Here is a 26,454-nt window from a genome sequence, read left to right on the forward strand (position 1 = left end):
TAGAATGCGCACGCTTTCGTAAACATCAAGTAACGAATCCACGCATCCTTTAGGAATTTAGTATAACTTAGGGCTTGCGTACTGGCCTCAGCACATGTGGCTTAGCTGCATCATATAGCGCGGAATCCGGAAAGCCATTCGAATCTGACAGTGCGGGCCCAACCATAATCAGTGCGGTACGCGTGATTTTTGCGGCGCGTACTTTCTCTCGGACATCCATCAGCGTGCCACGAATAATCAGCTGATCCGGCCAGCCAACACGATATACCACCGCAACAGGACAGTCCTCGCCATAGTATGGCGCAAGCTGGCGCTCGATCTCGCGTAGCGCACGAATACCAAGGTGGATCGCCAAGGTGGCACCTGTCCGGGCAAAATTCTCAAGCGTCTCGCCCTCGGGCATGCCTGTCGATTTCATCGACATCCGCGTCAGGATGATAGACTGCGCAACCTCTGGCACCGTTAGCTCAGTCCCCAGCGCCGCAGCAGCTGCGGCATAGGCTGGAACACCGGGAACAATCTGATAGTCAATATCGTCTGCCTTTAACCGGCGTATTTGTTCCGCAATCGCACCATAAAGCGATGGATCGCCCGAATGCACGCGCGCGACGTTCAGCCCCTTTGCATGGGCCGCCAGAATTTCAGCATGGGTTTCATCCAGCGTCATTGGAGCGGTATCCATCACATGCGCATCATCAGGTGCACAGGCCACAACGGCGTCTGGCACCAAAGATCCTGCATATAAACACACGGGGCATTCACCGATCAACCGTGCTGCCTTAAGCGTCAACAACTCCGGATCACCCGGACCGGCGCCGATAAAAAATACTGTCATCTTGTCTCCTTGGGATGGTGGTTGGGGCGTCTTTCGCATTAGCGAAAGCGCGTCACCCAGCCAGGTCCCCATCAATTTTACGAGCATAGCCACGCGGTGTATACATACGAGGGCCCGTTCCCAACTGCGCCAGACGTGAATGCGAAGACCCGACCAACACGACTGTCAGCATATCAACCTCATCCACCTCCAATTCTTCCAAACGGCGATAACGCAGATGTTCCTCTGGTCGGCCAAGCGATGACGCGAGCATCACAGGCGTATCTGCAGGGCGGTGCTGCAACAAAATATCACGCGCCTCGGCCAACAACGTCCGGCGACGCATCGACACCGGGTTATAGAAGGCAATCACAAAATCACCCTCAGCCGCAGCATTCAAACGCTTCACGATATCTTCGCGCGGCGTCAGCAGATCCGACAATGAAATCGCGCAGAAGTCATGCCCAAGAGGCGCGCCCGCGCGTGCGGCGGCACCTTGCAATGCGCTGACACCCGGCGAACAAATCACTTCAACCCGGCGGGCTGCGTCCGTAACACCCATCTGATCTGGACCGCGATCTAGCAATTCGAACACCAACGCACCCATCGCGTAAATCCCGGCATCACCGGAACACACCAAGGCGACATTCTTGCCTTTGCCCGCTTGCTCTAACGCATAGCGGCAACGGTCTTCTTCCCCCCCCAGCGGAAAATCAGACCGTTCCTTGCCAATTGCGAGTGGCCCAAGCAGATCAATATAAAGCCCGTAACCAACCAGTTCTTCCGCCTCGGACACGAGTTTCGAAACCTCTGGCGTGCGCCAAGTCGCCTGCCCCGGTCCAATCCCCACAATCGAAAGCGTTCCACGTGCGCGGCCCCGCATATTTACGATAGGGTCATCCGACCGTGCCAACGCGCAGGTCGTATTCGCGGTTTTGCTTTTCGCGACAGACAATTCCGCGTCAGCACCAGCAGCGGCAAGGGCCGCACCTTCGGATACACCGTGACAGCCGACTTCGGCGAACACCACGTCAGATGGGTTCGCCAAACGGCCAGCTTCCGCTTCCAGCTCAGCAGCGGTAAAGACCCGCAAAGGTACACCAAGTCGGGCAGCAACAGCGATAATCGCAGGCTCATCAGCCTTAAGATCAATCGACGCCACACAGGCCACAGCCCCCGGTGCCACGTCAGCAGCATGCAGCGCGCCTTGGACATGCTCCCACATTTCTTCGGTATCCGCGTTGCGCGCACAGCCAAGCCCAAGCGTGAAGCGCTGCGGATGGTAGACAAGCTTGCCTGCGTTCCCCTCGCTTGCGGCTTCGGTCACAAGGATTTCGACATCCCCACCTTCGGGCAGTGTGACATCAAACAGTTCCTCGTCGGTGAACGTCACGCCGCCGCCAGCCAGCAAAGCTGCCATAACGCCTTTGGCGTCTTCGGGGTTGTGCAAACGATACCCTGCAGGCGGTTCATCCAAGGCCACGCCGATTGCAACATCACCTGCAGTCGTGACGGCAGCATCACCACCCAAAGCATCCGCGATCTGACGCGCCAGACGGTTCGCACCGCGATGTCCACCCAATAGGGGAACAACAACGCCACCATCATCGGACACCGACACAACAGGTGGCTCGGTCGTTTTATCAGACAGCAACGGCGCAACGGCGCGGATCAGAATACCTGATGCACAGACACCCACAATTGGCACACCCGCCGCGAACAAATCACGCGCATGATCCAGTGCATTTGGGAAAAAGGCATCAGCCTTTTTAACACGGCCCTCGCGGCCATGCACTTGCGCGCCAATTGCAGCCGCCACGCGATGGGCAGTTGCCTCTCCTGACCGGGACAAGGCCAAAACTACTGGTTTCAAAGCCATGGATCGGCCCCCTTTGTCAGCAAAATCATTGAAAAATACGGAGCCTTTTCTGGGGCCTCCGACAACGGCAGCACCACCTCTTGGGGAAGCGTCGCGCGTTCGACATACATCGCTGTGTCAGTCAGACCAAGGTCGGCAATAACAGCGCGAATTTTAGCAAGGTGGCGACCAACCTTCATGATCACCACGCTTTCGGCACCTTCGATACGCGTGCGCAATTCATCCTCGGGCAATGGCCCCGGCAGTACGGTCAGCCGTTCATTGCGCGCAGCCAGCGGCATTCCAGCACGCGCAGCACAAGCGGTGATAGACGTCACACCCGGCACGATCTCGACCTGATACTTGTCGGATAGGCGGGCATAAAGATACATGAAAGACCCGTAAAAGAACGGGTCACCTTCGCACAGACAAACAACATCTCGACCCGCATCCAACGCCTCTGCGATTTGCGCGGCACCCGTATCATAGGCCGCCTGCGCCGGTGTACGCTCCACTGTCATCGGAACATCCATGACGATTTCCTGCGCATCTGGCGCGATCAAATCAGCAGCAATTGCACGGGCGAAACTGTCACCACCAGCCAAAGATGGGTAGGCTATGACCTGCGCGCACTCGATAAGTCGCGCGGCGCGCAGCGTGATCAAATCAGGCGCCCCAGGGCCAAGCCCCACACCGTAAAGAACGCCACTCATCGCCCACCCTCGCTTTGGTTGAAATACTCCCGCCGGAGGCATCGCTTCATCGCTTCACAAGGCTCCACTGTGTAACTGGCATCGCAGGGCGCCATCCTGTCAAACGACCGATAGGTTCTGCGCGGTGGGTCGCGATTTTCACGAGGTCACCACCGTATTCTTTATGCAATGCGATCAATTCGGCTTCGCTTTCTAACGTCACAGCATTCGCGACCAAACGACCCAGCGGGCGCAAGGCAGCCCACGCTGCCTCGAATGTTGGGCGGCTTAGTCCGCCACCGATAAAGATCGCATCGGGGGCTTCTAGACCATCCAGTGCTGCGGGAACGGTGCCTTCAACGATAGATAGCTTTGGCGCACCCAAGGCCAGTGCGTTTGCGGCAGCCATCGCCCGGCGATCTGCGCGCGGTTCAATCCCGATAGCCCGGGCGTAACGCGCGGCACGCATCCATTCGATCGCGACTGATCCACAACCACAGCCGATGTCCCACAACAACGCACCACGCATCGGCATCAACTTAGCGACAGTCGCTGCGCGGACCTCTTGCTTGGTCATGGTGCCGTCAGATTGGAACAGATTGTCCGCAAGGCCCGGAACGCGCGGCAAAAGCGCGGCATCGGGTGCGGCGACACATTCAACCGCCAGTGTGTTGAACGCCGGGACGACATGATCCCAACTTTCTGCAACGCCATCAAAGCGCGCCTCGTCCTTGCCGCCCATCGCGGCAAGCACTGTCATGCGTGATTTGCCAAAACCCCGGTCAGTCAAAAACCGTGCAATCTGACCCGGGGTTTCGGCACCGGTGGTCAGCACCAAAAGCCGTGCGTCGGGCTGGATAAAAGCAATCATTTGTTCGACCGGGCGACCATGCACGGTCAGTGTTTCGACATCCGGCAAAGACCATCCCATCCGCGCCGCTGCCAACTGAAACGCTGAAAGCTGCGGGTGATAGATGATTGCTGACGGATCAATCGCACGGCCAATACGCGCACCGACCGAAAACCACAGCGGATCGCCCGTAACCAAAATCACCGCGCGGCGACCACGCAGCGTTTTAATCGTCTCGACCATTGCGTCAAATGGCGAGGGCCACGCTAACCGTTCAGCATTAACGTTTCCCGCAAGCGAATGATGGCGCTCACCCCCGATGATAACCTCTGCGGCCTCGATTACGGCGCGTGTCGCCGGGACAAGCCCATCAAGCCCATCTTCACCAATACCAACAATGTGTAGCCAAGGATCAGACATCTTCTGGTAACCCCGCTGCCAATGCATTTACTGCGGCTGACGCAATCGCAGACCCGCCGCGACGTCCACGTAATGCGACAAATTCACAGCCGCGTGGATTGGCAGCCAGCTCTGCTTTGCTCTCGGCCGCGCCAACAAACCCGACTGGGAAGCCAAGGATCACGGCAGGTTTTGGCCCGCCCGCATCAATCAGTTCAAGCAAATGGAACAATGCTGTCGGTGCATTCCCAACGGCAACCACCGCCCCCTCCAAGTGATCTTTCCACAGTTCAACTGCGGCGGCTGACCGCGTGTTCCCGATTTCAGCGGCCCGTGCAGGAACCGTTGCATCATTCAATGTCACGATGACATTGTTTTCTGCTGGTAGATACCGCCGGATAATACCTGCCCCAACCATTTCACAGTCGCAAAGGATTGGCGCACCTGCCTGCAACGCCGCATGTCCAGCGGCATAGGCATTTGGCGAAAACGCCAGACGATCCGCGACTTCGACCATACCACATGCGTGGATAACACGCGTGATCAGCGGGCGCATATCGGCGGCAAAACGTTCCAGCCGTGCCTCGGCACGGACAGTCGCAAAGCTTTGCGCGTAGATGGTGTTAGGGTCTTTTTCGTAGGGACGCAAAATCAGGCTTTCATTATCGTGGATGGGCCGGAGCCTCGGGCGGGAGTATTTTGACCAAAGCGAGGTCAGTTGTTCCGCGTTTTACGCGCGCTTTCTGGCCCATGCGGGTGGTCAGCGTGCGGATAAGGCGCGTGGTGGTGATCGTGGCCATGGTCATGATGATGGTGGTGATTGTGGTCATGATCGTGATGATGGTGATCATCGTGGTGATGGTGGTCCATGTCCAAACGGCACATACCCGTGCAGAACTTATCGCACATTTGACAGTCTTCGACGTTAGATCCGGGTGCATTGGCACCCTGCCCTTCGACATGGTGGTGGTGGCTTTCTTGCACCGCACCGACCTCTCCCTCGAACCCTAACACTTGTGTCCTATATTTACATAGCACGCAGGTCGGCGGCGGCACCGCGCCAAAGGCCGGATGGGTGCGTTCTTCGACGCTGATACTGTGGGTGTGGCCGTCTTCCAGTGCCAGAACTTGACTACGATAACCGCAGATCCCACAGTTTGGCGGCGGAGTATCGCTGTTTTGTTCCATGATCCGTTCGGCAAAGGTCTCAAGCACTTTGGGGTGATCCCCCAAGTAGCCCGCTTTGATGAACTGGATACCAGTGTGTTCTTCGGCAACTTGATCGGTGAACCCGTAGATACGGTCGATCAGGATGCCTGAGAACAAGAAGTACGGGAACACGATGACACGTTTGTATGGCAGCATCGCAACGTGCTGTAGGCAAGGTTCGACCAACGGGAAAGTCACGCCAGAATATCCCACCTCGCACCAACCAAAGCCCATGCCCTCTTGAAGCATACGCGCGACTTTGGACACGTTGCCGTTGGCATCCGGGTCCGATGCACCGCGACCGATGACAACCAAACATGTCTCAGCAAGCGGTATTGCACCGTGTTCAGCGTTCGCCTTATCGACGGCCTCTTGAATGCGCCCAGCTGCAGCGGCGATCATCTTGGGATCAACGCCCAATTCACGACCGTAGCTCACGTTGATGCCATGCTTGGTCGCGTATGTATTCAACACAGTGGGAATATCGTTCTTGGCGTGCATCGCGGCAAACAACATGCCGGGCACTGCCAATATCTGTTCACACCCTGCTTCGCGCAGACGGTCCAAACCATCGCGGATCACTGGGTTTGCGAATTCAAGATAGCCGTAATCTGTCAGCCAGTCGTCAGGCAGATACGCAGGCAGCTTTTCCGCCAACGTCGCAAATTCATCGACGGCGGACTGGCTACGCGAACCGTGACCGCAGATCATAACGCCAGTTTTCATGCCGCTTCGCCTTCGATCTCTTCTTCGTCTTCGGCTTCTTCGGTGTCGTCGTCGGCTTTTTTGCCTTTGATCGCACCCCAGATTGCGGCCAAACCTGCCAGACCAATTGCAACGCCCGCGATCCAGTGATCGTGGCCGGCAGCTTCGGCCCAATGGCCGGGGTGTGCGGCTGCGGCGGAACCGGTCATAACCATGGTTAGTGTAAGCAATACGCGCATCTGGTCTCTCCGTTTCGGTTCACGACCAGAAGTCCCACGCGCTGCGCGGGATTCGACGACGTGGTGCTTTGGTCCCCTTTTTGGGTCAACCGCCGCGCCTCCAACCGTTCTGGCCCTGAAAGGGGCTTCGTCTGAGGATTCGTATAAAGACCCATCCGCGCCGGAGCAAACAGATAAGCGGCGGTTAATGATCAGTCCGCGGCGTCATTTATAATCTGCCGTGTCCGCAGCGACCGCATCCTGCATGTCGCGCAAGAAATCGGGATCAGCCGAATGCACCCGGTTCCACGTCGGGATAAAAGGCGTTTCGTGTGGGTTTTCCAAGAAAAACTGCCCGGCTCGCATGATATTTTCAGCGAACAGCTCGATCGAGCGTTCTTCAGAATGACGGTCAATCGTCAGCCCATTCATCTGTGCATCGTTATAATAGGCGTCCAACAAATCCAGCGCGCTGCGGTAATAGGTCGCCTTGAGCGTGCGGAAAACGTTGCCCGTGAAGATCGTGCCATCAGCCGCCAATTTGCGAAAGATCGCCTTGCAAATGTCAGTGGACATGCGATTCAGCCCTGCGGCCGCATCTTCGGGACTTAATTCTTGATGCTTGTGGTCGTATGCATCTGCAATCTCGACCTGACAGACGGCTTTGGGCGCGAGATTCCGCCATGCTTCGGACAGCACGCCAATTTCTAGGCCCCAGTCAGATGGAATGCGCAGGTCTGGCAAGATGTTGGTACGCATCGCGAATTCACCCGACAGCGGATAGCGAAAGCTGCGTAGGTAGTCGATGTAATCGCGATCCCCAATCACCCTCTTAAGCGCGATCAACAAAGGGCTAACCAGTAGACGCGTCACGCGACCGTTTAGTTTTTCATTACCAATCCGCGCATAATACCCCTTGGCGACCTGATACGGAAAAGTCGGGTTCGCGACCGGATAGACCAACCGCGCTAGCATGTCGTTCGTATAGGTCAGAATATCGCAATCATGGATCGCCATAACAGCGCTATCCTGACAGCCGATAAGATATCCAAGCGACGACCAAACATTTTTGCCTTTGCCTTGTTCAGTGGGGGCAAGCCCAAGCGTGTCTAACCGTGCCTCTAGCGCCTTCATCCGTGGACTATCATTCCATATTACGACGTGATTTTGGTTTAGCCCCTCAAAGAACTTTTTCGCGTGACGAAACTGATCCTCGGTCGCGCGATCAAGGCCAATGATGATCCGGTGTAAGTAGGTGACTTTGGACAGCTCGGCCAAGATGTTTGGCATCGCGTCGGTTTCAAGTTCTGAATAGAGACAAGGCAAGATTAGCGACATTTTGCGAGACTGCGCAAATGTCTCAAGCTCATAAGTCATTTCTTCGTGTGATCGCGTCCGCAGGTTATGAAGCGTGGCAATGTTACCGTTCTGATGAAAATCGACCATGAGCTTGTTCTCTTTCTTATTGTAAACCTAATTGCCTAACCAACCTTAGGACCGCTTCGTTCCATCCGGCCGGCCCCGGTTGTGCGGTGCGAAATATGCGGCCCGTGGATTCGCCGGGTAATTGGGATAGCGGCTGGCGGGTTGGATTGGCGACGATCACGCCAAAATCAGCGGCATTTAGCATTTCGACATCATTGGGCGCATCGCCCAACGCAATTGTATGACCCGGTTTGAGGCTAGCCACGATCTGCGCCATGCCATCGGCCTTTGTTGCGCCAAAGGACAGCGTCAAGAAACGACCGCCTTCGCGTGCAGAAACACCGCCCGCGGCAAGCTCCGCGATGAATTCTGCCCGCCCCCCATCAGTGCCGGACCAAAGACCCGGTTCAGAAAACGCGCGCGCCTTTGCGCATTTTGCGCCTGCAGCATCCAGCCCCGTTATTTCGGATACCCGCGCGACGTCCATATCGCCAAAACCTTCGAATCCCTGACGCAAATCATCAGGCAGACCATTCAGAACATTCAAAAGCTGCGCATATGTGCCGGCGTCATCAGGTTGATCCGTCAACAGTCCAGCGCCGTTTTCAACAATGGCGGGCGTTCCGACGATCCCAAGGTCAGCTTGAATTTCAGCGATCTCAACAGCTGTCTTACTACTTGAAAGAACAAGGGGTGCATTGATCCGGCGCAATATATCCAGCGCGGGCCGCGCTGCGGACCAAGAATAAGTGTGATGATCTAATAGCGTCCCATCGAGATCAGAGAAAACGACAAGAGAATTACATGCATTCATAATCACAGGTTCATATGTCGGACAGCGGGATGCAACCCTTTGTACAAAATTCTTTTCGCAGGTGCAGCAATTACACTCTGTGCACGCACGCACGATAACTGCGCCCGAAACGGTGTTTGTCATAATTTGAAGATAGACTAGCTATGCATAAAGCAAATTAAAGGAGACCAAAATGGGTCAGTTGATCGACGGTGTCTGGGATGACGCATGGTATGACACCAAAAAATCTGGCGGAAAATTCATTCGTTCCACAACTGGATTTCGCAATTGGATCACTGCTGATGGCAGTGCTGGTCCATCTGGGACGGGTGGCTTCGAAGCAGAAAGCGGCAGATACCATTTGTATGTATCCTATGCCTGCCCTTGGGCACACCGCACGCTTATCTTCCGAGCGCTGAAAGATTTGACAGATCATATTGACGTATCAGTTGTGCATCCTGACATGCTGTCCGATGGTTGGACCTTTGCGACCGACTTTGAAGGGGCCACGGGCGACAACCTATTCGGATCATCCTTTGCCCGCGATATCTATATCAAAGCCGACCCAAACATATCTGGACGGGTTACCGTTCCGATCTTGTGGGATAAGAAACGCCAGACAATTGTATCAAACGAATCCGCTGAAATCATCCGTATGTTCAACAGCGCCTTTAATGACCTGACCGGTAATACGGATGACTATTGGCCAGAAGACATGCGCAACGATATCGAAACCGTAAACGAACGCATCTATGATACAGTTAACAATGGTGTTTACAAAGCGGGGTTCGCAACCACCCAATCAGCTTATGAAGATGGCGTATATCCGCTATTCGATAGCCTAGATTGGCTGGAACAACGGCTTAGCGAAAACCGGTATCTGATGGGGGATACCATCACCGAAGCCGACTGGCGTCTTTGGACAACGCTTATCCGGTTCGACAACGTCTATCACCTGCACTTTAAATGCAACCGCAAACGGATCGCCGATTATCCAAATCTGATGGGCTTTACGCGGGAGTTATATCAGTGGCCCGGTGTCGCGGACACCGTCAACATGGATCATATCGTAAGGCACTATCACTATAGCCACGACACGATTAACCCAAATCGGATCATTCCAATCAATCCGCAGATTGATTTTAACGCTCCGCACGGGCGGGGTTAGGCTGTCCATAGTGTTCGACGATCGCGGCTAAATCTTTAGGTGGGGTCGCGCTTTCGATAAATGCGCGGGCGTTGGCACTGTGGTTGAAAATTGATCCATCAGAAAAGAACGTTGTGTCCGTTACGAACACAACGTTCGCATCTGGCTGTCGGTACTGGGCAACATCTGCAACCGCGAGCGCGCTTCCCTCGCTCAAGACCAAATCCAGCACAATAACTGCAAAATGATCTGTTTCCAGCGCACAAAGCGCCTCTTTACCAGTCTGCACTAAGGTCACCCTCGCACGTAAACGCTCTAGATGCCGCTTCCACAGCTGGCCTAGGTTTACGTTACTCTGGACGATCAAGACGTGCATTTTTGCTCCGATTATTGGCTACATAATATCGCTTCAGCGCGAAAAGTGTTCGAAAATTGAACCTCGCTTAATCACAAGTCTGTCTAAATCCCTAATGAATAGTTAATGATTCAATCCACCCTGTACCAAAAGACAGGTAAGATTTGTAATCCTTGTGGTTCTGGCAAAAATCCGCTTGAAATGCCGCAATATTAACAACAGGCATGACTTATGACAACTTGGATCACGATCTGCGACACCTGCAAACGCGAAGGCTGGGATGCTGGGGATATGTCCCAAACCGATGGTGAGTCGCTTGCCTACCTGATTGAAGCCGCTGCGACGGGGCTCTCGGGGGTTAAAACACGTCGCGTATCCTGCCTTATGGGTTGCAAACGCGGCTGCAACATCGCGATCCAAGGCAAAGACAAGCTGAACTATACCTTGGGTGATTTCGAAGCCACAACAGAAGCGGCATCTGGCATCGTAGCTTACGCGATATCCCACCACAAAAGCGAAACAGGACAAGTTCCTTATCGCGATTGGCCACAAGCCGTGAAGGGGCATTTCATAACCCGTCACCCACCGCTCCCTGATACCGAATGACTCAAAAACGCGACCATGGCGGCGGGCTTGATGCTGCAATTGCGACTTACGGCGGCACCCGGTCCAATTGGCTGGACCTATCGACGGGCATCAACCCAATACCTTATCCGCTTCCAGCGTTTTCAAACGACACGTGGACCGCTCTCCCGGACCAAGCCGCATTTGCGCGACTATACGATTTTGCACGTAGCTTTTGGAACATCCCAAAAGACGCAGCGATTATTGGTGCAACGGGCGCCTCTGCGATAATTGCCGCGTTACCTCATACAGTTCCCTCTGCCCGCGTGTATATTCCCGGCCCGACCTACAATGAACATGGTGCCGCGTTTCAGGCGGCTGGATGGAACGTCAACGACACCCCCCAAGATGCAATGGTTGTCGTACATCCCAACAACCCCGACGGACGCATCTGGAAAGCCTCTGACTTAGACACGCCCTTTACGATCATCGACGAAAGCTTTGGCGACGTCGCTCCGGATCAATCGCTTATCCATTTAGCCAGACGTCCCGGCACCGTAGTTCTGAAAAGCTTTGGTAAATTCTGGGGGCTTGCCGGGGTGCGGCTTGGGTTTGCGATCGGCGATCCTGCCATTATCGCAAAGCTGACCGATCTACTTGGACCATGGCAGATTTCGGGGCCAGCGCTCACGATTGGGGCGGTCGCGCTCTCTGATCCGGCGTGGGCGAACCAAACGCGCGCACGGTTGACCGCAGATTCCGTGCGGCTGGATGCTCTGATCACTGGACAGGGTGCTGAATTGATCGGGGGAACAACCTTGTTCAGATTGTACAAAGTAAAAGATGCAACAGAGACCCAACATCAGCTTGCCCAAAACCATATTTGGTCACGCAGTTTTCCGTATGCACCTGATTGGCTTCGGCTAGGTTTGCCCGCCACGCACCGCTGGGCACAATTGGAATCAGCGTTTTGATACTTGTTTTTGGTATGTTACTTGATGCTGTAATCGGCGAACCGCGATTGCTGTGGTCGCGGGTGCCACATCCCGCAATACTGATGGGACGGTTGATCGGCTGGTGTGACAAAACATTCAACACAGGCGATAACAAACGCGTAAAAGGTGCAGCCGTTGTTATGGGGGTGTGCCTGCTGGCTGGTCTTTTGGGCTGGGTGCTAAAATCCATCCCTACTGCCGTTGTCGACATCGCAATCATCGCCGTGCTCTTGGCACAAAAATCACTCGTCCAGCATGTCCAAGCCGTGGGCGACGCGTTGCGCCTATCGGTGGGGGATGGTCGCATGGCAGTGGCAATGATTGTGGGGCGCGATACAAACGAAATGGGCCAAGCTGCCATCGCACGATCCGCAATCGAAAGCGCCGCCGAGAACCTGTCTGACGGCGTCATCGCGCCCGCGTTTTGGTTCGCCATCGGCGGGCTTCCGGGCTTACTCATCTATAAAATCACAAACACGGCCGACAGTATGATTGGCTATCGCACTGAACGACACGAACAATTTGGTTGGGCAGCTGCGCGACTAGACGATGTGCTGAATTTGATCCCCGCACGCCTGACTGCCTTGCTCATTTGGGCTGTCACGAAACGTCCGGGCATTCAGCCAATTTTACAAGAGGCTCCGCGCCATAGATCCCCCAACGCCGGCTGGCCCGAGGCAGCTATGGCGCATGGGCTGGACATCGCACTAAGTGGACCGCGCAGCTATGATGGGCAAATGCATGATTTCCCCTATGTAAACGGAGGCGGCGAACGTGACCTAACGCCCGTGCACGTGGATCAAGCCGTCGACGCACTTTGGAAAACATGGGCACTGGGTCTATGCCTCGCCTTGCTGATCTCTATAATCTGATGGCGTAGGGTGGATTTTAATCCACCGCCCTGAATACAGCACGCACACTGGAGCCTGAGAAAATGCCAGATCGTAGACACAAAATATCTGATCGGCATATCCGCCTACTCCGGCGGCTTGCCTTGGTGCTTATTGTGGTGGCCGTCGCCGCCACGGTCATTTTCGGCATGCGCGCGGCAAGCTCTTCACGTGCGTGGTATAATGCACCGCCAGAACAAATCGAAGGCTGGATGTCTCCGCGTTACATCGCCATGTCCCAACACGTACCGCCTCGTGTAATAGAAAACACAATTGCGCCAGGCAGAGACCTGATGCATCAAAAGAAAACACTTTATGACATCGCCGTTGCGCAGAATACCGACGTTGAAACGCTTATCATTGCCCTAGAAGCATCAATTGCTGATTTCAAGGAACGCAAGCGTGATTGACTTCTTTTTTGGTCTTGTCGCCACATGGGGGCTCGTCATCATCGCCGCCTCGGCTTATTTTTCTTGTCTTGCTGTTCCGGTGCCCACGTTTGCCGTCATGTTATCAGGCGGAGCCTTCGCTGCCGCAGGGGATCTGGTGCTTTGGCAAGTCCTGACAGTCGCCTATGTTGCCGCGCTAGCGGGTGATCAGACCGGGTTTCAGCTGGGGCGGTTGGGCGGTAAATGGTTGGATAAATTCCTTGCCACACGCCCAAATAGGGCCGCGCTATTCGCACGCGCGCAACAAGTCGTCGATCGCTGGGGCAGTACCGGCGTTTTCTTTAGCACATGGGCAGCAGCGCCATTGGGGCCATGGGTCAACTTTGCAGCTGGCGCGGCGCGGCTTAATCCGTGGCGCTTTATCATCTGGGATGCTTTAGGCGAAGCAATCTGGGTCGTCGGCTATGTCATGCTCGGGTATTACTTTGCGGCCAATCTTGACGCCTTGACGACCCTTGTCGCCGATTGGGCATGGCTACTGACCGCGATCAGCCTCGCTCTCGCGGCAAGCTTTTTCCTATTGCGCTCGAAACAGTGACAATGCTTGCACCTCAACGACCGCCTGATAACGTGCTCACAACCAATAGGAGACCCACCATGCGCCTCGCCCTTGCCCTTTGCCTTGCCGCCAGCACAGCAACCGCAGAAACCTGCGGAGGCCCCGTAAATAGCTTTATCGAAGGGGTCAAAGCAGAGGCACGCGCAGATGGTATTTCGGCAGCCAACGCTGATCGTTTTTTCCAAGGCGCACGTATCGAACAAAGCGTTCTCAATGCGGACCGGTCACAAGGTGTTTTTCAAAAAGACTTTATCAGCTTTTCGCGTGCGCTCATCTCGCAAAACCGGATCGACAATGGCCGAGTGTATGGACAACGCTATGACAGCACTTTTGACACGATTGAATCTCGATTTGGGATTCCGCGGGGCGTGCTATTGGCGTTTTGGGCATTTGAAACCGACTATGGACAAGTCCAAGGCAACTTTAACACGCGAAACGCGCTGTTAACCCTTGCGCATGATTGCCGCCGCCCGGAACTGTTCCGCCCACAACTTATTGCCGCGATGGAGCTGTTTCAGCGGGGTGACATGGACCCCAACAATACGACAGGCGCTTGGGCTGGGGAAATTGGGCAGGTTCAAATGCTTCCGCTTGATATCATTGAACGCGGCATGGACGGCGACGGTGATGGCCACGTAACGCTAAAAACATCTGCACCCGATGCGCTAATGTCTGGTGCCAACGTTCTTTCTTCGCTTGGGTGGCGCCCCAATGAACCTTGGCTGCAAGAAATCAACGTGCCTGACAACCTTGATTGGTCACAAACTGGGTTAAATCACAAAAACCGTGTTCGCGATTGGGCAAATGCTGGCATCACCGCACGCCAAGGATCGCTTGGGCCGTCGAACTTGCAGGCCTCTGTTCTTCTTCCTATGGGGCGCAACGGGCCAGCATTCCTCGCGTATCCAAACTTTGACGTTTATTTCGAGTGGAACAAAAGCTTTGTCTACGTAACGACAGCAGCCTATTTCGCGAGCCGCCTTTCCGGTGCTCCAGTCTATGATGCAGGCAATCCATCCGCCCCTCTTACCGGCCCGCAAATGCGACAACTTCAACAAAAGCTAACAGCGCGTGGGCATGATGTCGGCGGAATCGACGGGATTTTGGGCGCAATGACCCGTGCCGCAGTTCAGGCAGAACAGCAGCGTTTAGGAATGCCTGCGGACGCTTGGCCAACGCTTGATCTTCTCAATCAGCTCTAGGGGACAGCGGTGCGCAGGTTCCTCAAAGTCATATTTGTATTGCTCATTTTGGGCATCGCTGCCTTTTTGATCTTCGCCCCCGGCTATGTTGAAAAGGGACGCAATGCTGTCGCGGATCACGAAACTTATCCCATTAGCCCACAGGCCCAAGCACTGCACAATCGTCTGATCATCGGTGACTGGCACGCCGATACATTGCTCTGGAAACGTAGCCTGCTCAACCGTGCCAACCGCGGCCACGTCGACCTCCCCCGCCTGATCGAAGGCAATGTCACCCTGCAAATGTTCACCGCCGTCACCAAAAGCCCAGCGGGACAGAACTATCACGAAAATTCGGCAGAGGCATTTGACAACATCACCCTGCTTGCCGTTGGTCAACTGTGGCCCCCACGCACTTGGGACAGCCTGCTAGAACGCGCACTTTATCAGGCAAAGCGGCTGCATTCCTATGCCGATGCCTCAGGCGGTCGCCTCCGTGTTATCAAAACACGCGCCGATCTTGATCAACTGCTTGCAGACCGGGCCAACGGACAACAGGTTGTCGGCGGGCTACTCGGGATTGAAGGTTCACATCCGCTAGAAGGCGACATTGCCAACCTCGATAAAATCGAAGCAGCGGGCCACCGTATGATCGCCCTACAGCATTTTTTCGATAATGAACTCGGTGGCTCCCTTCATGGTACCGGCGATCACGGTTTGTCAGATTTCGGTCGGCAGGTGGTCAGCGAAGTCGCCGCACGCAACCTCATCCTCGACCTTGCCCATTCATCGCCCCAAGTCGCCCGCGATGTTCTGGCCATGACTGACATCCCCCTGGTCGTCAGCCACACCGGCATCCATTCTGTCTGCCCCGTCAAACGGAATTTCACCGATGACCTGATGCAAGACATTGCGGCAACCGGCGGTGTCATCGCGATCGGCTATTGGGCAGACGTGACATGCGACGACAGCCCAGCCGGGATCGCCACGACGATAAAGGCTGCGGTTGAACTGCTAGGTGATGACCATGTGTCGCTAGGCTCAGACTTTGACGGATCGGTCGCGACAAGCTTTGACACGTCAGAACTCGCCGTATTGACCCAAGCTCTACTCGACGTGGGGCTAAGCGATGAACAAATCGGCAAAGTCATGGGTGGCAATATGGTCAGGGTACTGCGCCAACGGCTGCCCTAGGCATTGGGATGGTGGGCGGGGCGCATTGCACAGCAATAGCGACGCCAAGCATCACGCCACCATCGCAGCCGCCTTTTTCAGGTCTACAGAAACAAGCTGCGACACACCCTGTTCCCCCATTGTGACACCAAACAATCGGTCCATCCGGCTCATCGTGACCGCATGGTGCGTGATGATCAGGAACCGCGTGTCAGTCCGGCGGCACATCTCGTCCAACAAGTCACAAAAACGCGTGACGTTGGCGTCGTCCAGCGGCGCATCGACCTCGTCCAGCACACAGATCGGGGCCGGGTTCGCAAGGAACACCGCAAATATCAGCGCCAGCGCCGTCAGGGTTTGTTCACCACCCGACAGCAATGACAAAGTGCTCAGCTTTTTACCCGGCGGCTGGCACATGATCTCCAAACCAGCCTCAAGCGGGTCATCGGATTCGACCAACACCAGCTTGGCTTCACCACCTCCAAACAGGTGGGTGAACAGCAGACCGAAGTTCTCGTTTACCTGTTCAAACGCTGTCAGCAGGCGCTCACGACCTTCTTTGTTCAGGCTGGCAATCCCGGAACGCAGCGCCGCAATCGCGTCCTCAAGGTCCGCCTTCTCAGAGACCAAGCCATCGTGTTCGACTTGCACCTCTTTTGCGTCTTCCTCGGCGCGCAAGTTTACAGCACCAAGGCTGTCGCGCTGACGTTTCAATGCATTGACCTGCGTCTCGATCACATCGGATGCAGGCATATCTCCGACCGCCATTTCAAGCGTCTCAAGCAGTTTATCCGGCGTGACCTCTTGCGCTTCCATGATGCGCTCGGCGGCATAGGCGACGGTTTCACGGGCTGCATCCGCACGCGCTTCGGAGCGCGCGCGCGCCTCGCGCGCTTCTGATGCTAAACGCTCGGAATCGCGTTCTTGGTGGCCTGCCTCGCGCAGCGCGGCATCAGCTTCGACCAATTTATCAGACGCATCCTTACGGCGTTCTTCGGCCTCATCAATCGCATCCGCCAACTCTGACCGTTTGGCGGCAATTTCTTCGGGTGCGGCGGTTGCCTCTTCCAGCTCAGCTTCTGACATCGCCTTGCGCTCTGCCAATTCAGCGGTGCGCTTGTTCGCGGTCTCAAGGCGGTGTTTCCAGCCGCTCACCTCTTTAGTGATTTGTTGCGAACGTTTTAGGCGGCTTTCGCCTTCGCGGCGCACTTCGTCATGGGCCGACCGATGCGACATCATCGTGATACGGGCCGCTTCGACAGTCATTTTCACGTCTTCAACAGCGGCACGTGCATCATCCAGATTGCCCAGCGCATTCGCAGCGGTTTCTGCCTCTGCCAGCGCCTTGCGCGCGTTCATCGCTTCTTCTTCGTGCCGCTTTAGCGCAAGGCCAAGGCTTTCTTGCTTACCTTGGCTTAGGTTGCGGTCGGCTTCTGCACGGCTAGCTGCACGGTTTGCCTCTGCAACCATCCGATCGGCATCACGGCGTGCGTTACGTGCCGCCTGATCTGCCTCGGTCTGCTGCTTCAAAAGCATCGTCAGCGTATCATGCGCTTGTGCCGCGCCAACGGCTGTGGCCGAAGCCTCTTCCAAATCACGCTTTAACTCAGTCAGGCGGTTCAACTGTTGCAGTCGCAACGCCGCCGCGGATGGGGCATCCTCTGCACCGGCACGGAACCCATCCCAACGCCACAAATCGCCTTCGACAGAAACGAGCCGCTGCCCCGGCTTCAATTCCGCTTGCAATCGTGGGCCATCGACGGCGTCGACAAAACCCACTTGGCTCATACGGCGGGCCAAAACTTCGGGCACACCGACATAGTTCGTGAGTGCCTTCACGCCCTCGGGCAGCGTTTGTGGCGTATTATATCCCGGTAACAACGCCCAGCCGGACTTCGCATCTGCACCGACCTCTGGCGCACGCAGATCATCAGCCAGCGCAGCACCCAGCGCTTTTTCATAGCCACCTTGCACGCGTAGAAGGTCAAGAACCTGCCCACCTTCGGCTGTGTCACGCTCGACGAGTTTGGCCAGCGCGGCCACCTCTGCACGTAAGGCGTTTGCCTCGCCTTCGGCTTCTGATCGCAACGCCCGTGCGTCGCTTTCGCGGGTCTGGGTTTCCGCACGCGCCTCTTCGGCCTCTGAAAGTGCAATATCTGCAGCCTCTGCTGCAGCAACCGCAGCCGCTTCAGCCTCTCCTGCAGCAGCGAAATCTTCTTCGGCCTTCGCCAGCGCGGTCGCGGCCTCTTGCATAGCTGACTTGGCCCGCTCCGCTTCAGCCTCGTTCTTTTCCATAGTGGTCCGGTTGTCCGCGACCAAACGCTGCGCCGATTGGTGACGAGCCGCAAGCCGGGCAACATCTTCGGTCAGCTGCGCAAGATCGGCCTCCCGTTCTTCCAGCACACTCGCAGCTTCGCGGGCCGCGTCTTGGGCCTCTTCTAGTCGATCGTCATGCCCCTCACCGGCTTTGGCAATCTCACGTGCTTCCCACTCAAGCCGCTCAATTGTCTCGCCAGCGTCTTTGTTTAGACCACCTTCGCGCTCCATATCGCGGCCAAGTTGATCGATGCGTGACCGCAAGGTCTCGATCATTTCAAGTGCGCGATCTTCTTGGTCTTTCAACGTATCCCGCTGGACCTGCAAACGCTGCAACACAGCCGAAGCAATCGCCTCTTCCTCGCGCAGTGGCGGCAGAGCATCTTCATATTCCGCACGTGACTTAGCAGCCTCGCGCGCTGTTTTCTCGGCTTGGGCCGCAGCAGTTGTCCGTTCACGCAATTGCTCTGACGCGGCTAACATCGCCTCATCGGCTTCTTTCCAACGACGAAATAACAACATGCCTTCAGCACGGCGCAGGTTGTCACCTATCTCGCGATACCGGGCTGCTTGCCGTGCTTGCCGGGCCAACTGCCCCAATTGCGCGACTAGCTGCTCAATCACATCATCGACGCGGGTAAGGTTGGTTTCAGCGCCCCTAAGCTTCAGTTCCGCCTCGTGACGGCGCTGATAAAGACCAGAAATACCGGCGGCTTCTTCTAGAATACGGCGGCGGGCCTTTGGCTTCGCGTTAATCAGCTCAGAAATCATGCCCTGCCGGACCAACGCAGGCGAATGCGCCCCCGTCGAGGCATCAGCAAACAGCATTTGCACGTCACGCGCGCGGACGTCTTTTGCACCAACCTTATAGGCAGACCCCGCGTCACGCGTAATACGGCGGATCACCTCGAGCTGGTCGTTGTCGTTAAATGACGCGGGCGCCAGTCGTTCACCATTGTCGATAATCAATGACACTTCGGCAAAGTTACGCGCCGGACGCGTCGACGCCCCAGCAAAGATCACGTCCTCCATGCCGCTACCGCGCATGGATTTCGCGCGATTCTCGCCCATGACCCAGCGCAGGGCTTCTAGCAAATTGGATTTACCACAGCCGTTTGGCCCCACCACACCTGTCAAACCATCAGCGATGATCAGATCTGTAGGGTCAACAAAGCTTTTAAAGCCATTCAGACGCAGTTTGCTAAAACGCAAGGTTTTCGGACCTCATGATTCCTTCGTAACCAAAACCATGTCCCCCGATGCGGCAACCTGTCAACGTCGCAGACGCAGCATGTGCTGTGTTCTGCCCAGTTATCCACAAGATATTGCGGCATCCGTACCAACTTAACCAACTGACGCCGCGCTTAGGCCTGCAAATGTCGCATTCTTCCTTGACGTGGCCATGCCCGGCAGCGCACAACAGCAGCGCACGGTTCCCCGCTGATGCCAAGCATCTGGGGATGAAATGGGAATGTGGAAAGGCCGATCCTAACAGGAGGCCCGATGCCACAGCCGCCCCCGCGACTGTATGCGGTGAGTGCCTTGTTAACGACGCCACTGGGGAAACCTGGGAAGGTAAACAAGGTACCGCGACCCGCAAGCCAGGAGACCAGCCATGCAAAATGTCGTAACGGCCGTCGGGGATGACGGTGAAACAAGGATAGAAAAATGCATATCGAACCCGGAATCGTCACAGGCGCAAAAATCGCGCTTTCTTACGCCACTGCTGCTGGCGCAACTGCTTATTCCGCGAAACTGATCTGGGAAAGCCTGCGTGATCGCGGTGCTGTTTCATTGATCGCGCGCGCAGCCATCGCGACTGTTGCAGTCTTCATCTTCTTTGAATTGCTGCCACATATGGCTGTGGGCGTGTCTGAGGTCCACCTGATCATGGGTTCGACTCTGCTACTGATGCTGGGCACTGCGCCTGCTGCAATCGGCCTTGCCGCTGGCCTGCTGATACAAGGCATGTTCTTTGCACCGTTTGACCTGCCACAATACGGCATGAACTTGACTACGCTGCTGGTTCCCTTGCTTGGCCTGCACGCACTGACTAAAAACGTGATCGCCAAAGGCACAGCTTATGTTGACCTTAGCTACAAACAAGCACTGGCGATGTCTGCTACCTACCAAGGCGGTATCGTTGCTTGGGTCGCGTTCTGGGCATTCTACGGCCAAGGCTTCGGCGCAGAAAACCTCGCGTCTGTTGGTACATTCGGTGCAGCATATATGACAGTTGTCCTGCTCGAGCCACTTGTTGATCTAGCTGTTCTAGCTGGCGCAAAAGGCCTACGCAGCCTCGAAAACAGCGGTCTGGTCACACCACGCCTCTACGCCGCTTAAGCGCGCCAAACAAAACATGTTGTATGACGGTCCCTTGGGGCCGTCATTCCGTTTGGAAACATCTGCAGCAGGAACATACCCATGCCCGCAAAAATCCCCGCGACCGTTGTCACCGGCTTTCTTGGTGCCGGGAAAACCACTCTCATCCGCCACATGCTCCAAAACGCCCAAGGCAAGCGCATCGCGCTGATCATCAATGAATTTGGTGATCTTGGCGTTGACGGCGACATCTTAAAAGGCTGCGGGATCGAAACCTGTACCGAAGACGATATCGTTGAACTGTCCAATGGCTGTATCTGCTGCACCGTCGCCGATGATTTCATCCCCACGATGGAAGCCCTGCTCGCGCGCGAAGACAAACCCGATCACATCGTGATCGAAACGTCTGGCCTTGCGCTGCCGCAACCTCTTATCCGGGCGTTCAACTGGCCGGGCATTTCAACCAAAGTGACAGTCGACGGCGTTGTGACCGTTGTTGACGGCCGCGCCGTTCACGACGGCCAGTTCGCCCATAACGTCGCTGCAGTCGATGCGCTGCGTGCCCAAGATGAAAACCTTGATCACGAAACGCCACTGTCTGAATTGTTCGAAGACCAAGTCGCCTGCGCCGATATGATCGTTGTGAACAAAGCGGACCTACTGTCAGCCGAAGAAGCAGACGCACTAACAACAAAGCTAAAATCCGAAAGCCGTGACGGTGTTCAGGTCATCAAAGCATCCATGGGTGCCCTACCCGTCGATGTTCTGCTTGGCCAAGGTGTCGGCGCTGAATCTGATCTGTCTTCTCGTCACGAAATCCACCACCATCATCACCATGATGACGAAGACGATCATCACCACGACCATGAACACGCACATGGCCACGATGAATTCGAATCCTTCATCGTCACCCGTGGCGAAATCGCAGACCCTGTGGCATTCACAGCCCAAGTCGCCGATGTCATCCGCGCCAACAACATCCTACGCCTAAAAGGATTTGTTGCAGTCACAGGCAAACCTATGCGCCAGACCTTGCAGGCCGTCGGCCCTCGCGTTGATACCTACTTTGACCAACCCTTTGGCGACGCACCACGCGAAACGCGGCTTGTCGTCATCGGCGAAGCAGGTCTTGATCAAGCAGCCATCACAACCGCCCTACAGGCATGATTATCGTCGAGCGGACAGATCCACACCATCCTCAGGCGACGGCTTTGCTCAAACAAAGTCACGCCCTGATGGCGTCACTCTTTCCGCCCGAAGATAACTTTTATCTTGAAATTGACGATCTGGTCGCCGACGACATTCACTTTTTTACAGCGCGTATCGGCGAACAAATTCTGGGAACCGGCGCGCTAAAGGTCTACGCTGATTACGGTGAGGTAAAGTCGATGTTCGTGTCCGAGGACGCACGCGGCAAAGGTATCGCAGATGCCCTATTGCGGCAGATCATCGATCAAGCAATCGAAATGAAACTACCCCTCATTAGGCTTGAAACCGGCAATTTGCTACATGCGGCACATCGGCTTTATGCGCGACACGGGTTTGTCCCATGCGGTGCTTTTGGCGATTACATAACCGCCAAAAGCTCAGTGTTTATGGAAAAGCCGTTATGAGGCTATTCGGCCTTCTTTGCTTCAGCCGCGGCCTTCATACGGGCCAACAACTCTTCCTTGCTTGGGCGTTGTCCAAACGGTTTCTTTTTAGAACCGTGCGCGTTGTGCTCGGCGTGTTTTGGTGCGTTTTTACCCAATTTTGGCGCTCCTGCAGCTTTGTAATCCATGATGTGAACCTCTTGTTTGGGCACCCTCTACCACGGGAATATACCTAATGCACCTGCTTGCAGCGACACCCGGCGCGATCTCTGACGGATCAGAGCCTGTCGATTTGGGCCAAACCCCTGCCGACGTGGTAATTATTTCCGCTGCCGATACGGAATTGGCTGCGCTGTCCGACGCGCGGGCGCACATGGACAACCCACCGGGGCTGCGCCTTGCCAATATGATGCACCTCCAGCACCCGATGTCGGTCGATCTGCATCTTGATGACTGCGCCACGAAATCACGGCTGGTGATTGCACGTATCTTGGGTGGTGCCGGGTATTGGAAATACGGGCTGACGCAATACGCCGCACGTTTGTTTGAGGCTGGCGTCCCATTTGTCGCCCTGCCCGGCGACGACAAGCCGGACCAAGAACTGCGTGAACTGTCTACCGTTTCGGGCGAAGACTACGACGCGCTGTGGTCCTATTTTGTCGAAGGAGGGCCGCAAAATAGTACCAATCTGTTAGGTTACGCGCGCGCCATGCTCGACGGCAGCGAAAAACCAGCTGCTGCCAGCCCCTTGCTACGCGCGGGTGTATACTGGCCCGGTTCAGGTATCGCCGATCTTGATGCCGCAAAGGCAACTTGGACAGATGACGCACCCATCGTCCCAATCATCTTCTACCGCGCACTAGTCCAAGGCGGCGGGTTAAACCCAATCAACCGTCTGGTGCGCAGTCTATCGCGCGCGGGTCTTAACCCGCTGCCCGTCTTTGTCGCTTCACTCAAAGACCCGGTCAGCCGCGCAACACTTGACACTTTGTTCACCGCAGCCCCACCCGAAGTAATCCTAAACTGTACCGCCTTCGCAGTCGGCAGCCCGCATGACGGCGACGACAGCCCAACAAACCCACTGCTTGCCAACAACGCACCAATCTTTCAGGTCATCCTATCTGGCGCGTCCGAGGCCACATGGCGCGATGGCCTGCACGGGCTAACCGCCCGCGACATCGCGATGAACGTCGCCCTGCCAGAGGTCGACGGGCGCATCCTATCCCGCGCGGTCAGCTTCAAAGGAGAAGCATTCTTTGACGACGCCACCGAATGCCCCATCGCAACCTATCAGGCGTTAGGCGACCGGATCGACTTTACCAGCCAGCTTGCCCGCAACTGGGCGCACCTGAGACGCACAGAAGCCAGCGACAAAAAGGTCGCGCTGATCCTAGCCAACTATCCAAACAAAGACGGGCGGCTTGCTAACGGCGTCGGGCTTGATACGCCAGCCGCGACCGTACATGTGCTGAACCTGCTCAAATCGACAGGCCACACAGTAACGCCCCCCGTGGATAGCGCCACGTTAATGCAAACTGTTATGGACGGCCCGACCAACTGGCTAACCGACCGCGCAGACAAAGAAGGCGGCGAATTTCTACCGCTCGATATCTACCAACGGTATTTTGACGCGCTCCCGTGGGAAGCCAAAGAACAGATTACCTCACGCTGGGGGCAACCCGAAGACGACCCATTCCTCGCTTTGTCTGAAATACTCCCGCCGGAGGCAAACAAGGGCTTCGCCCTTTCAATCCACACCTATGGCAACGCCGTGGTCGGACTTCAACCAGCACGCGGATACAACATCGATCCAACCGATACATACCATTCGCCAGACCTCGTCCCACCGCATAATTACCTCGCTTTCTATTTTTGGCTCCGGCACCACTGGGGCGCTGACGCGATCGTTCACATGGGCAAACATGGGAACCTCGAATGGCTCCCCGGAAAGGCCGTCGCCCTATCTGAAACCTGTTGGCCCGAGGCCGTCTTTGGCCCAACGCCACACATCTATCCGTTCATCGTCAACGATCCGGGCGAAGGTACACAAGCAAAACGACGCACATCAGCGGTGATCATTGACCACCTAACCCCACCTCTGACCCGCGCCGAAAGCTACGGACCTATGCGCGACCTAGAGGCGCTGGTTGACGAATACTACGAAGCCGCAGGCGTCGATCCGCGTCGGATTGATCACCTGCGCAAAGAAATCCTCTCGCTATCCGACGTAACAGGCCTGTCCAAAGACGCAGGCTTCACCGGCGACAACGACAGCGATCTGGGCAAGTTGGATGCCTACCTATGTGAGTTAAAAGAGGCGCAAATTCGGGATGGGTTGCATATCTTTGGGCAATCACCCCAAGGGCAACAAGAACGGGACTTGGCCATTGCCTTGGCACGCGTCCCACGTGGTGACGGCAAGGGTAGAAATGCGTCGCTTCTGCGTGCGCTGGCAGAGGATCTGAAGCTAAGTATCGATCCGCTTGACTGCGACATGGCAGCGCCCCCACCTGAAAAACCCGCCGCACTAGAAGATAATACCACATGGCGTACCAATGGCGATACGGTCGAACGTCTGGAAGCACTGTGCCAACGTGGTCTGCGGGACGGAGGGTGGGGCGATGCGGGGCTCACCCCGCGAGCGTCACAAGCCGTTCTGGACGAAATCTTAGAGGTTATTTTGCCGACAATTCAGGCCTGTGGACCCGACGAAGGGACGGGTCTCCTCAGCGCCCTATCTGGGCACTTCGTCAACCCGGGCCCGTCCGGCGCGCCAACCCGTGGGCGATTAGATGTGCTTCCAACTGGTCGTAATTTCTACAGCGTCGATAGCCGGGCCGTACCCACACCGACAGCTTGGGCGCTTGGCTGGAAATCTGCCAGCCTATTGATCGAAAAACACCTTCAAGACCATGGCGACTGGCCACGCAGCATGCTGATCACCGCATGGGGCACCGCGAACATGCGTACAGGTGGTGATGACATCGCGCAGGCTCTTGCGCTCATGGGGGTAAAGCCAAAATGGGATAGTGCAAACCGTCGTGTCACCGGGTTTGAAATTCTCCCTCAATCAATCCTTGGGCGACCCCGCGTTGACGCTACCTTGCGTATTTCGGGATTCTTCCGCGATGCATTTCCCCAACTCATTGCACTGGTCGATAGCGCTGCGCGTGCTGTACAAGAACTCGACGAACCTGCCGATGTAAATCCCGCAGCGGGTCGTGCCAAAGTAGGTGAAAATCAAACACGTGTCTTTGGGTCTAAACCCGGTGCTTACGGCGCAGGCCTGCAAGCGCTGATCGACGAACGGATTTGGGCGGATAAATCCGATTTCGCCGATGCTTATCTTGAATGGGGCAGCTACGCCTATGGTGCTGGAGCCGAAGGCCGCAAAGACCGCGATGCCTTTGAAACGCGCCTATCGCAAACCGACGCCATCGTTCAAAACCAAGACAACCGCGAACACGATATTTTGGACAGTGACGACTATTACCAATTCGAGGGTGGTGCAGCTGCAGCCGTAAGCACATTACAAGGCCAAGACAGGCCCATCTATCATAACGACCATTCACGCCCTGAACGACCAGTCATTCGTACACTTGATGACGAAATTGGGCGGGTCGTACGTAGCCGGGTGGTAAACCCAAAATGGATCGATGGGGTCAAACGCCACGGATACAAAGGCGCGTTCGAAATCGCGGCGACAGTCGACTACCTATTCGCCTTTGCGGCAACCACAGGCGCGGTACAGAACCATCATTTTGATCTGGTCGAGGAGGCGTTCATCAAAGACGATGACACACGTGAATTCATCGCGGACGCGAATGCCCCAGCCCTGCGCGAGATCGCCCAACGATTGCAAGAAGCTATAGACCGCGATTTATGGCAACCAAAATCCAACTCTGCGCGCACACGTATTGCCGAATTGATCACATAGCCCAAGCCAGA

24 protein-coding genes and 1 riboswitch are annotated in these 26,454 nt (G+C 55.8%); of the genes, 12 read left to right on the forward strand and 12 right to left on the reverse strand.

The genetic code is table 11. The annotated features are described in order from the left end of the window. Positions 1-67: 67 nt before the first annotated feature. The 9 genes from cobM to CYQ09_RS10365 all read right to left on the reverse strand — a co-directional run bounded on the left by cobM (position 68) and on the right by CYQ09_RS10365 (position 8,984). Entirely contained in the window at positions 68-835 is a 768-nt protein-coding gene (cobM, locus tag CYQ09_RS10325; protein WP_106745494.1) for a precorrin-4 C(11)-methyltransferase, read from the reverse strand. Between the two features lie 52 nt (positions 836-887). Beyond that, on the reverse strand, positions 888-2,693 hold the full coding sequence (gene cobJ, locus CYQ09_RS10330) for a precorrin-3B C(17)-methyltransferase (RefSeq protein WP_106745286.1): 1,806 nt from the start codon (positions 2,691-2,693) through the stop codon (positions 888-890). Continuing rightward, positions 2,684-3,385, reverse strand: a complete 702-nt coding sequence (cobI, locus tag CYQ09_RS10335; RefSeq protein WP_106745287.1) for a precorrin-2 C(20)-methyltransferase — start codon at positions 3,383-3,385, stop codon at positions 2,684-2,686. The genes cobJ and cobI overlap by 10 nt, the downstream gene beginning before the upstream one ends. A gap of 46 nt (positions 3,386-3,431) precedes the next feature. Next, positions 3,432-4,634: a precorrin-6y C5,15-methyltransferase (decarboxylating) subunit CbiE gene (gene cbiE, locus CYQ09_RS10340; RefSeq protein WP_106745288.1), complete on the reverse strand. Its 1,203-nt coding sequence runs from the start codon at positions 4,632-4,634 to the stop codon at positions 3,432-3,434. Then, entirely contained in the window at positions 4,627-5,262 is a 636-nt protein-coding gene (locus CYQ09_RS10345; protein WP_204353926.1) for a precorrin-8X methylmutase, read from the reverse strand. Before CYQ09_RS10345 ends, cbiE begins: the two co-directional genes overlap by 8 nt. 65 nt (positions 5,263-5,327) lie before the next feature. After that, positions 5,328-6,548 (reverse strand): sirohydrochlorin chelatase, encoded by a 1,221-nt coding sequence (locus CYQ09_RS10350; protein ID WP_106745290.1) that lies wholly within the window; start codon positions 6,546-6,548, stop codon positions 5,328-5,330. Beyond that, positions 6,545-6,766 (reverse strand): DUF6732 family protein, encoded by a 222-nt coding sequence (locus CYQ09_RS10355; protein ID WP_106745291.1) that lies wholly within the window; start codon positions 6,764-6,766, stop codon positions 6,545-6,547. The genes CYQ09_RS10350 and CYQ09_RS10355 overlap by 4 nt, the downstream gene beginning before the upstream one ends. Positions 6,767-6,970: 204 nt before the next feature. Continuing rightward, on the reverse strand, positions 6,971-8,191 hold the full coding sequence (locus CYQ09_RS10360; RefSeq protein WP_106745292.1) for a glycosyl transferase: 1,221 nt from the start codon (positions 8,189-8,191) through the stop codon (positions 6,971-6,973). A gap of 16 nt (positions 8,192-8,207) precedes the next feature. Continuing rightward, positions 8,208-8,984 carry an HAD-IIB family hydrolase gene (locus CYQ09_RS10365; protein WP_106745293.1) on the reverse strand — a complete coding sequence of 259 codons (777 nt, stop codon included), beginning with the start codon at positions 8,982-8,984 and terminating at the stop codon, positions 8,208-8,210. A 172-nt stretch (positions 8,985-9,156) separates the two neighbouring features. On the opposite strand from CYQ09_RS10365, the gene CYQ09_RS10370 reads away from it, so the two are divergent. Beyond that, complete coding sequence (locus tag CYQ09_RS10370) at positions 9,157-10,131, forward strand: glutathione S-transferase family protein (protein ID WP_106745294.1); 975 nt, start codon at positions 9,157-9,159, stop codon at positions 10,129-10,131. Here CYQ09_RS10370 and CYQ09_RS10375 read toward each other — a convergent pair. Beyond that, complete coding sequence (locus CYQ09_RS10375; RefSeq protein WP_106745295.1) at positions 10,106-10,486, reverse strand: response regulator; 381 nt, start codon at positions 10,484-10,486, stop codon at positions 10,106-10,108. The two genes, CYQ09_RS10370 and CYQ09_RS10375, sit on opposite strands and share 26 nt — an antisense overlap. A gap of 210 nt (positions 10,487-10,696) precedes the next feature. Here CYQ09_RS10375 and CYQ09_RS10380 point away from each other — a divergent pair, with 210 nt between their 5' ends. The 7 genes from CYQ09_RS10380 to CYQ09_RS10410 all read left to right on the forward strand — a co-directional run bounded on the left by CYQ09_RS10380 (position 10,697) and on the right by CYQ09_RS10410 (position 16,297). After that, complete coding sequence (locus tag CYQ09_RS10380) at positions 10,697-11,071, forward strand: DUF1636 family protein (protein ID WP_106745296.1); 375 nt, start codon at positions 10,697-10,699, stop codon at positions 11,069-11,071. Next, positions 11,068-12,003 carry a threonine-phosphate decarboxylase gene (locus CYQ09_RS10385; protein WP_106745297.1) on the forward strand — a complete coding sequence of 312 codons (936 nt, stop codon included), beginning with the start codon at positions 11,068-11,070 and terminating at the stop codon, positions 12,001-12,003. The genes CYQ09_RS10380 and CYQ09_RS10385 overlap by 4 nt, the downstream gene beginning before the upstream one ends. Then, positions 12,000-12,896: an adenosylcobinamide-phosphate synthase CbiB gene (gene cbiB / locus CYQ09_RS10390; protein WP_106745298.1), complete on the forward strand. Its 897-nt coding sequence runs from the start codon at positions 12,000-12,002 to the stop codon at positions 12,894-12,896. Before CYQ09_RS10385 ends, cbiB begins: the two co-directional genes overlap by 4 nt. A 62-nt stretch (positions 12,897-12,958) precedes the next feature. Beyond that, entirely contained in the window at positions 12,959-13,324 is a 366-nt protein-coding gene (locus CYQ09_RS10395; RefSeq protein ID WP_162617635.1) for a hypothetical protein, read from the forward strand. Next, the gene (locus CYQ09_RS10400) at positions 13,317-13,901 is read left to right on the forward strand and encodes a DedA family protein (protein ID WP_106745300.1); all 585 of its coding nucleotides are present in this window, start codon (positions 13,317-13,319) and stop codon (positions 13,899-13,901) included. Before CYQ09_RS10395 ends, CYQ09_RS10400 begins: the two co-directional genes overlap by 8 nt. Before the next feature lie 59 nt (positions 13,902-13,960). Next, positions 13,961-15,124: a lytic murein transglycosylase gene (locus tag CYQ09_RS10405; protein ID WP_106745301.1), complete on the forward strand. Its 1,164-nt coding sequence runs from the start codon at positions 13,961-13,963 to the stop codon at positions 15,122-15,124. A 9-nt stretch (positions 15,125-15,133) separates the two neighbouring features. Further along, complete coding sequence (locus CYQ09_RS10410) at positions 15,134-16,297, forward strand: dipeptidase (protein ID WP_106745302.1); 1,164 nt, start codon at positions 15,134-15,136, stop codon at positions 16,295-16,297. Positions 16,298-16,348: 51 nt separating this feature from the next. On the opposite strand, the gene smc is transcribed toward CYQ09_RS10410, so the two are convergent. Next, entirely contained in the window at positions 16,349-19,804 is a 3,456-nt protein-coding gene (gene smc, locus CYQ09_RS10415) for a chromosome segregation protein SMC (protein ID WP_106745303.1), read from the reverse strand. A gap of 201 nt (positions 19,805-20,005) precedes the next feature. Beyond that, positions 20,006-20,224, forward strand: a riboswitch (cobalamin riboswitch). Positions 20,225-20,260: 36 nt separating this feature from the next. Between smc and CYQ09_RS10420 the strand changes: the two genes are divergently transcribed. From CYQ09_RS10420 to CYQ09_RS10430, 3 genes are all read left to right on the forward strand, one after another. Beyond that, positions 20,261-20,935 carry an energy-coupling factor ABC transporter permease gene (locus CYQ09_RS10420; protein ID WP_106745304.1) on the forward strand — a complete coding sequence of 225 codons (675 nt, stop codon included), beginning with the start codon at positions 20,261-20,263 and terminating at the stop codon, positions 20,933-20,935. Between the two features lie 81 nt (positions 20,936-21,016). Next, entirely contained in the window at positions 21,017-22,081 is a 1,065-nt protein-coding gene (gene cobW, locus CYQ09_RS10425; RefSeq protein WP_106745305.1) for a cobalamin biosynthesis protein CobW, read from the forward strand. Continuing rightward, a complete protein-coding gene (locus CYQ09_RS10430) occupies positions 22,078-22,527 on the forward strand; it encodes a GNAT family N-acetyltransferase (RefSeq protein WP_106745306.1) in 450 nt (149 codons plus the stop codon). Before cobW ends, CYQ09_RS10430 begins: the two co-directional genes overlap by 4 nt. 2 nt (positions 22,528-22,529) lie before the next feature. Here CYQ09_RS10430 and CYQ09_RS18430 read toward each other — a convergent pair whose 3' ends face one another. Continuing rightward, positions 22,530-22,694, reverse strand: coding sequence for a hypothetical protein (locus tag CYQ09_RS18430; RefSeq protein WP_204353927.1), 165 nt, complete (start codon positions 22,692-22,694; stop codon positions 22,530-22,532). Between the two features lie 47 nt (positions 22,695-22,741). Between CYQ09_RS18430 and cobN the strand changes: the two genes are divergently transcribed. After that, positions 22,742-26,443 carry a cobaltochelatase subunit CobN gene (gene cobN / locus CYQ09_RS10440; RefSeq protein ID WP_106745308.1) on the forward strand — a complete coding sequence of 1,234 codons (3,702 nt, stop codon included), beginning with the start codon at positions 22,742-22,744 and terminating at the stop codon, positions 26,441-26,443. Positions 26,444-26,454: the final 11 nt, after the last annotated feature.

It is taken from the genome of Yoonia maritima (assembly GCF_002933395.1).
Classification (GTDB): domain Bacteria; phylum Pseudomonadota; class Alphaproteobacteria; order Rhodobacterales; family Rhodobacteraceae; genus Yoonia; species Yoonia maritima_A.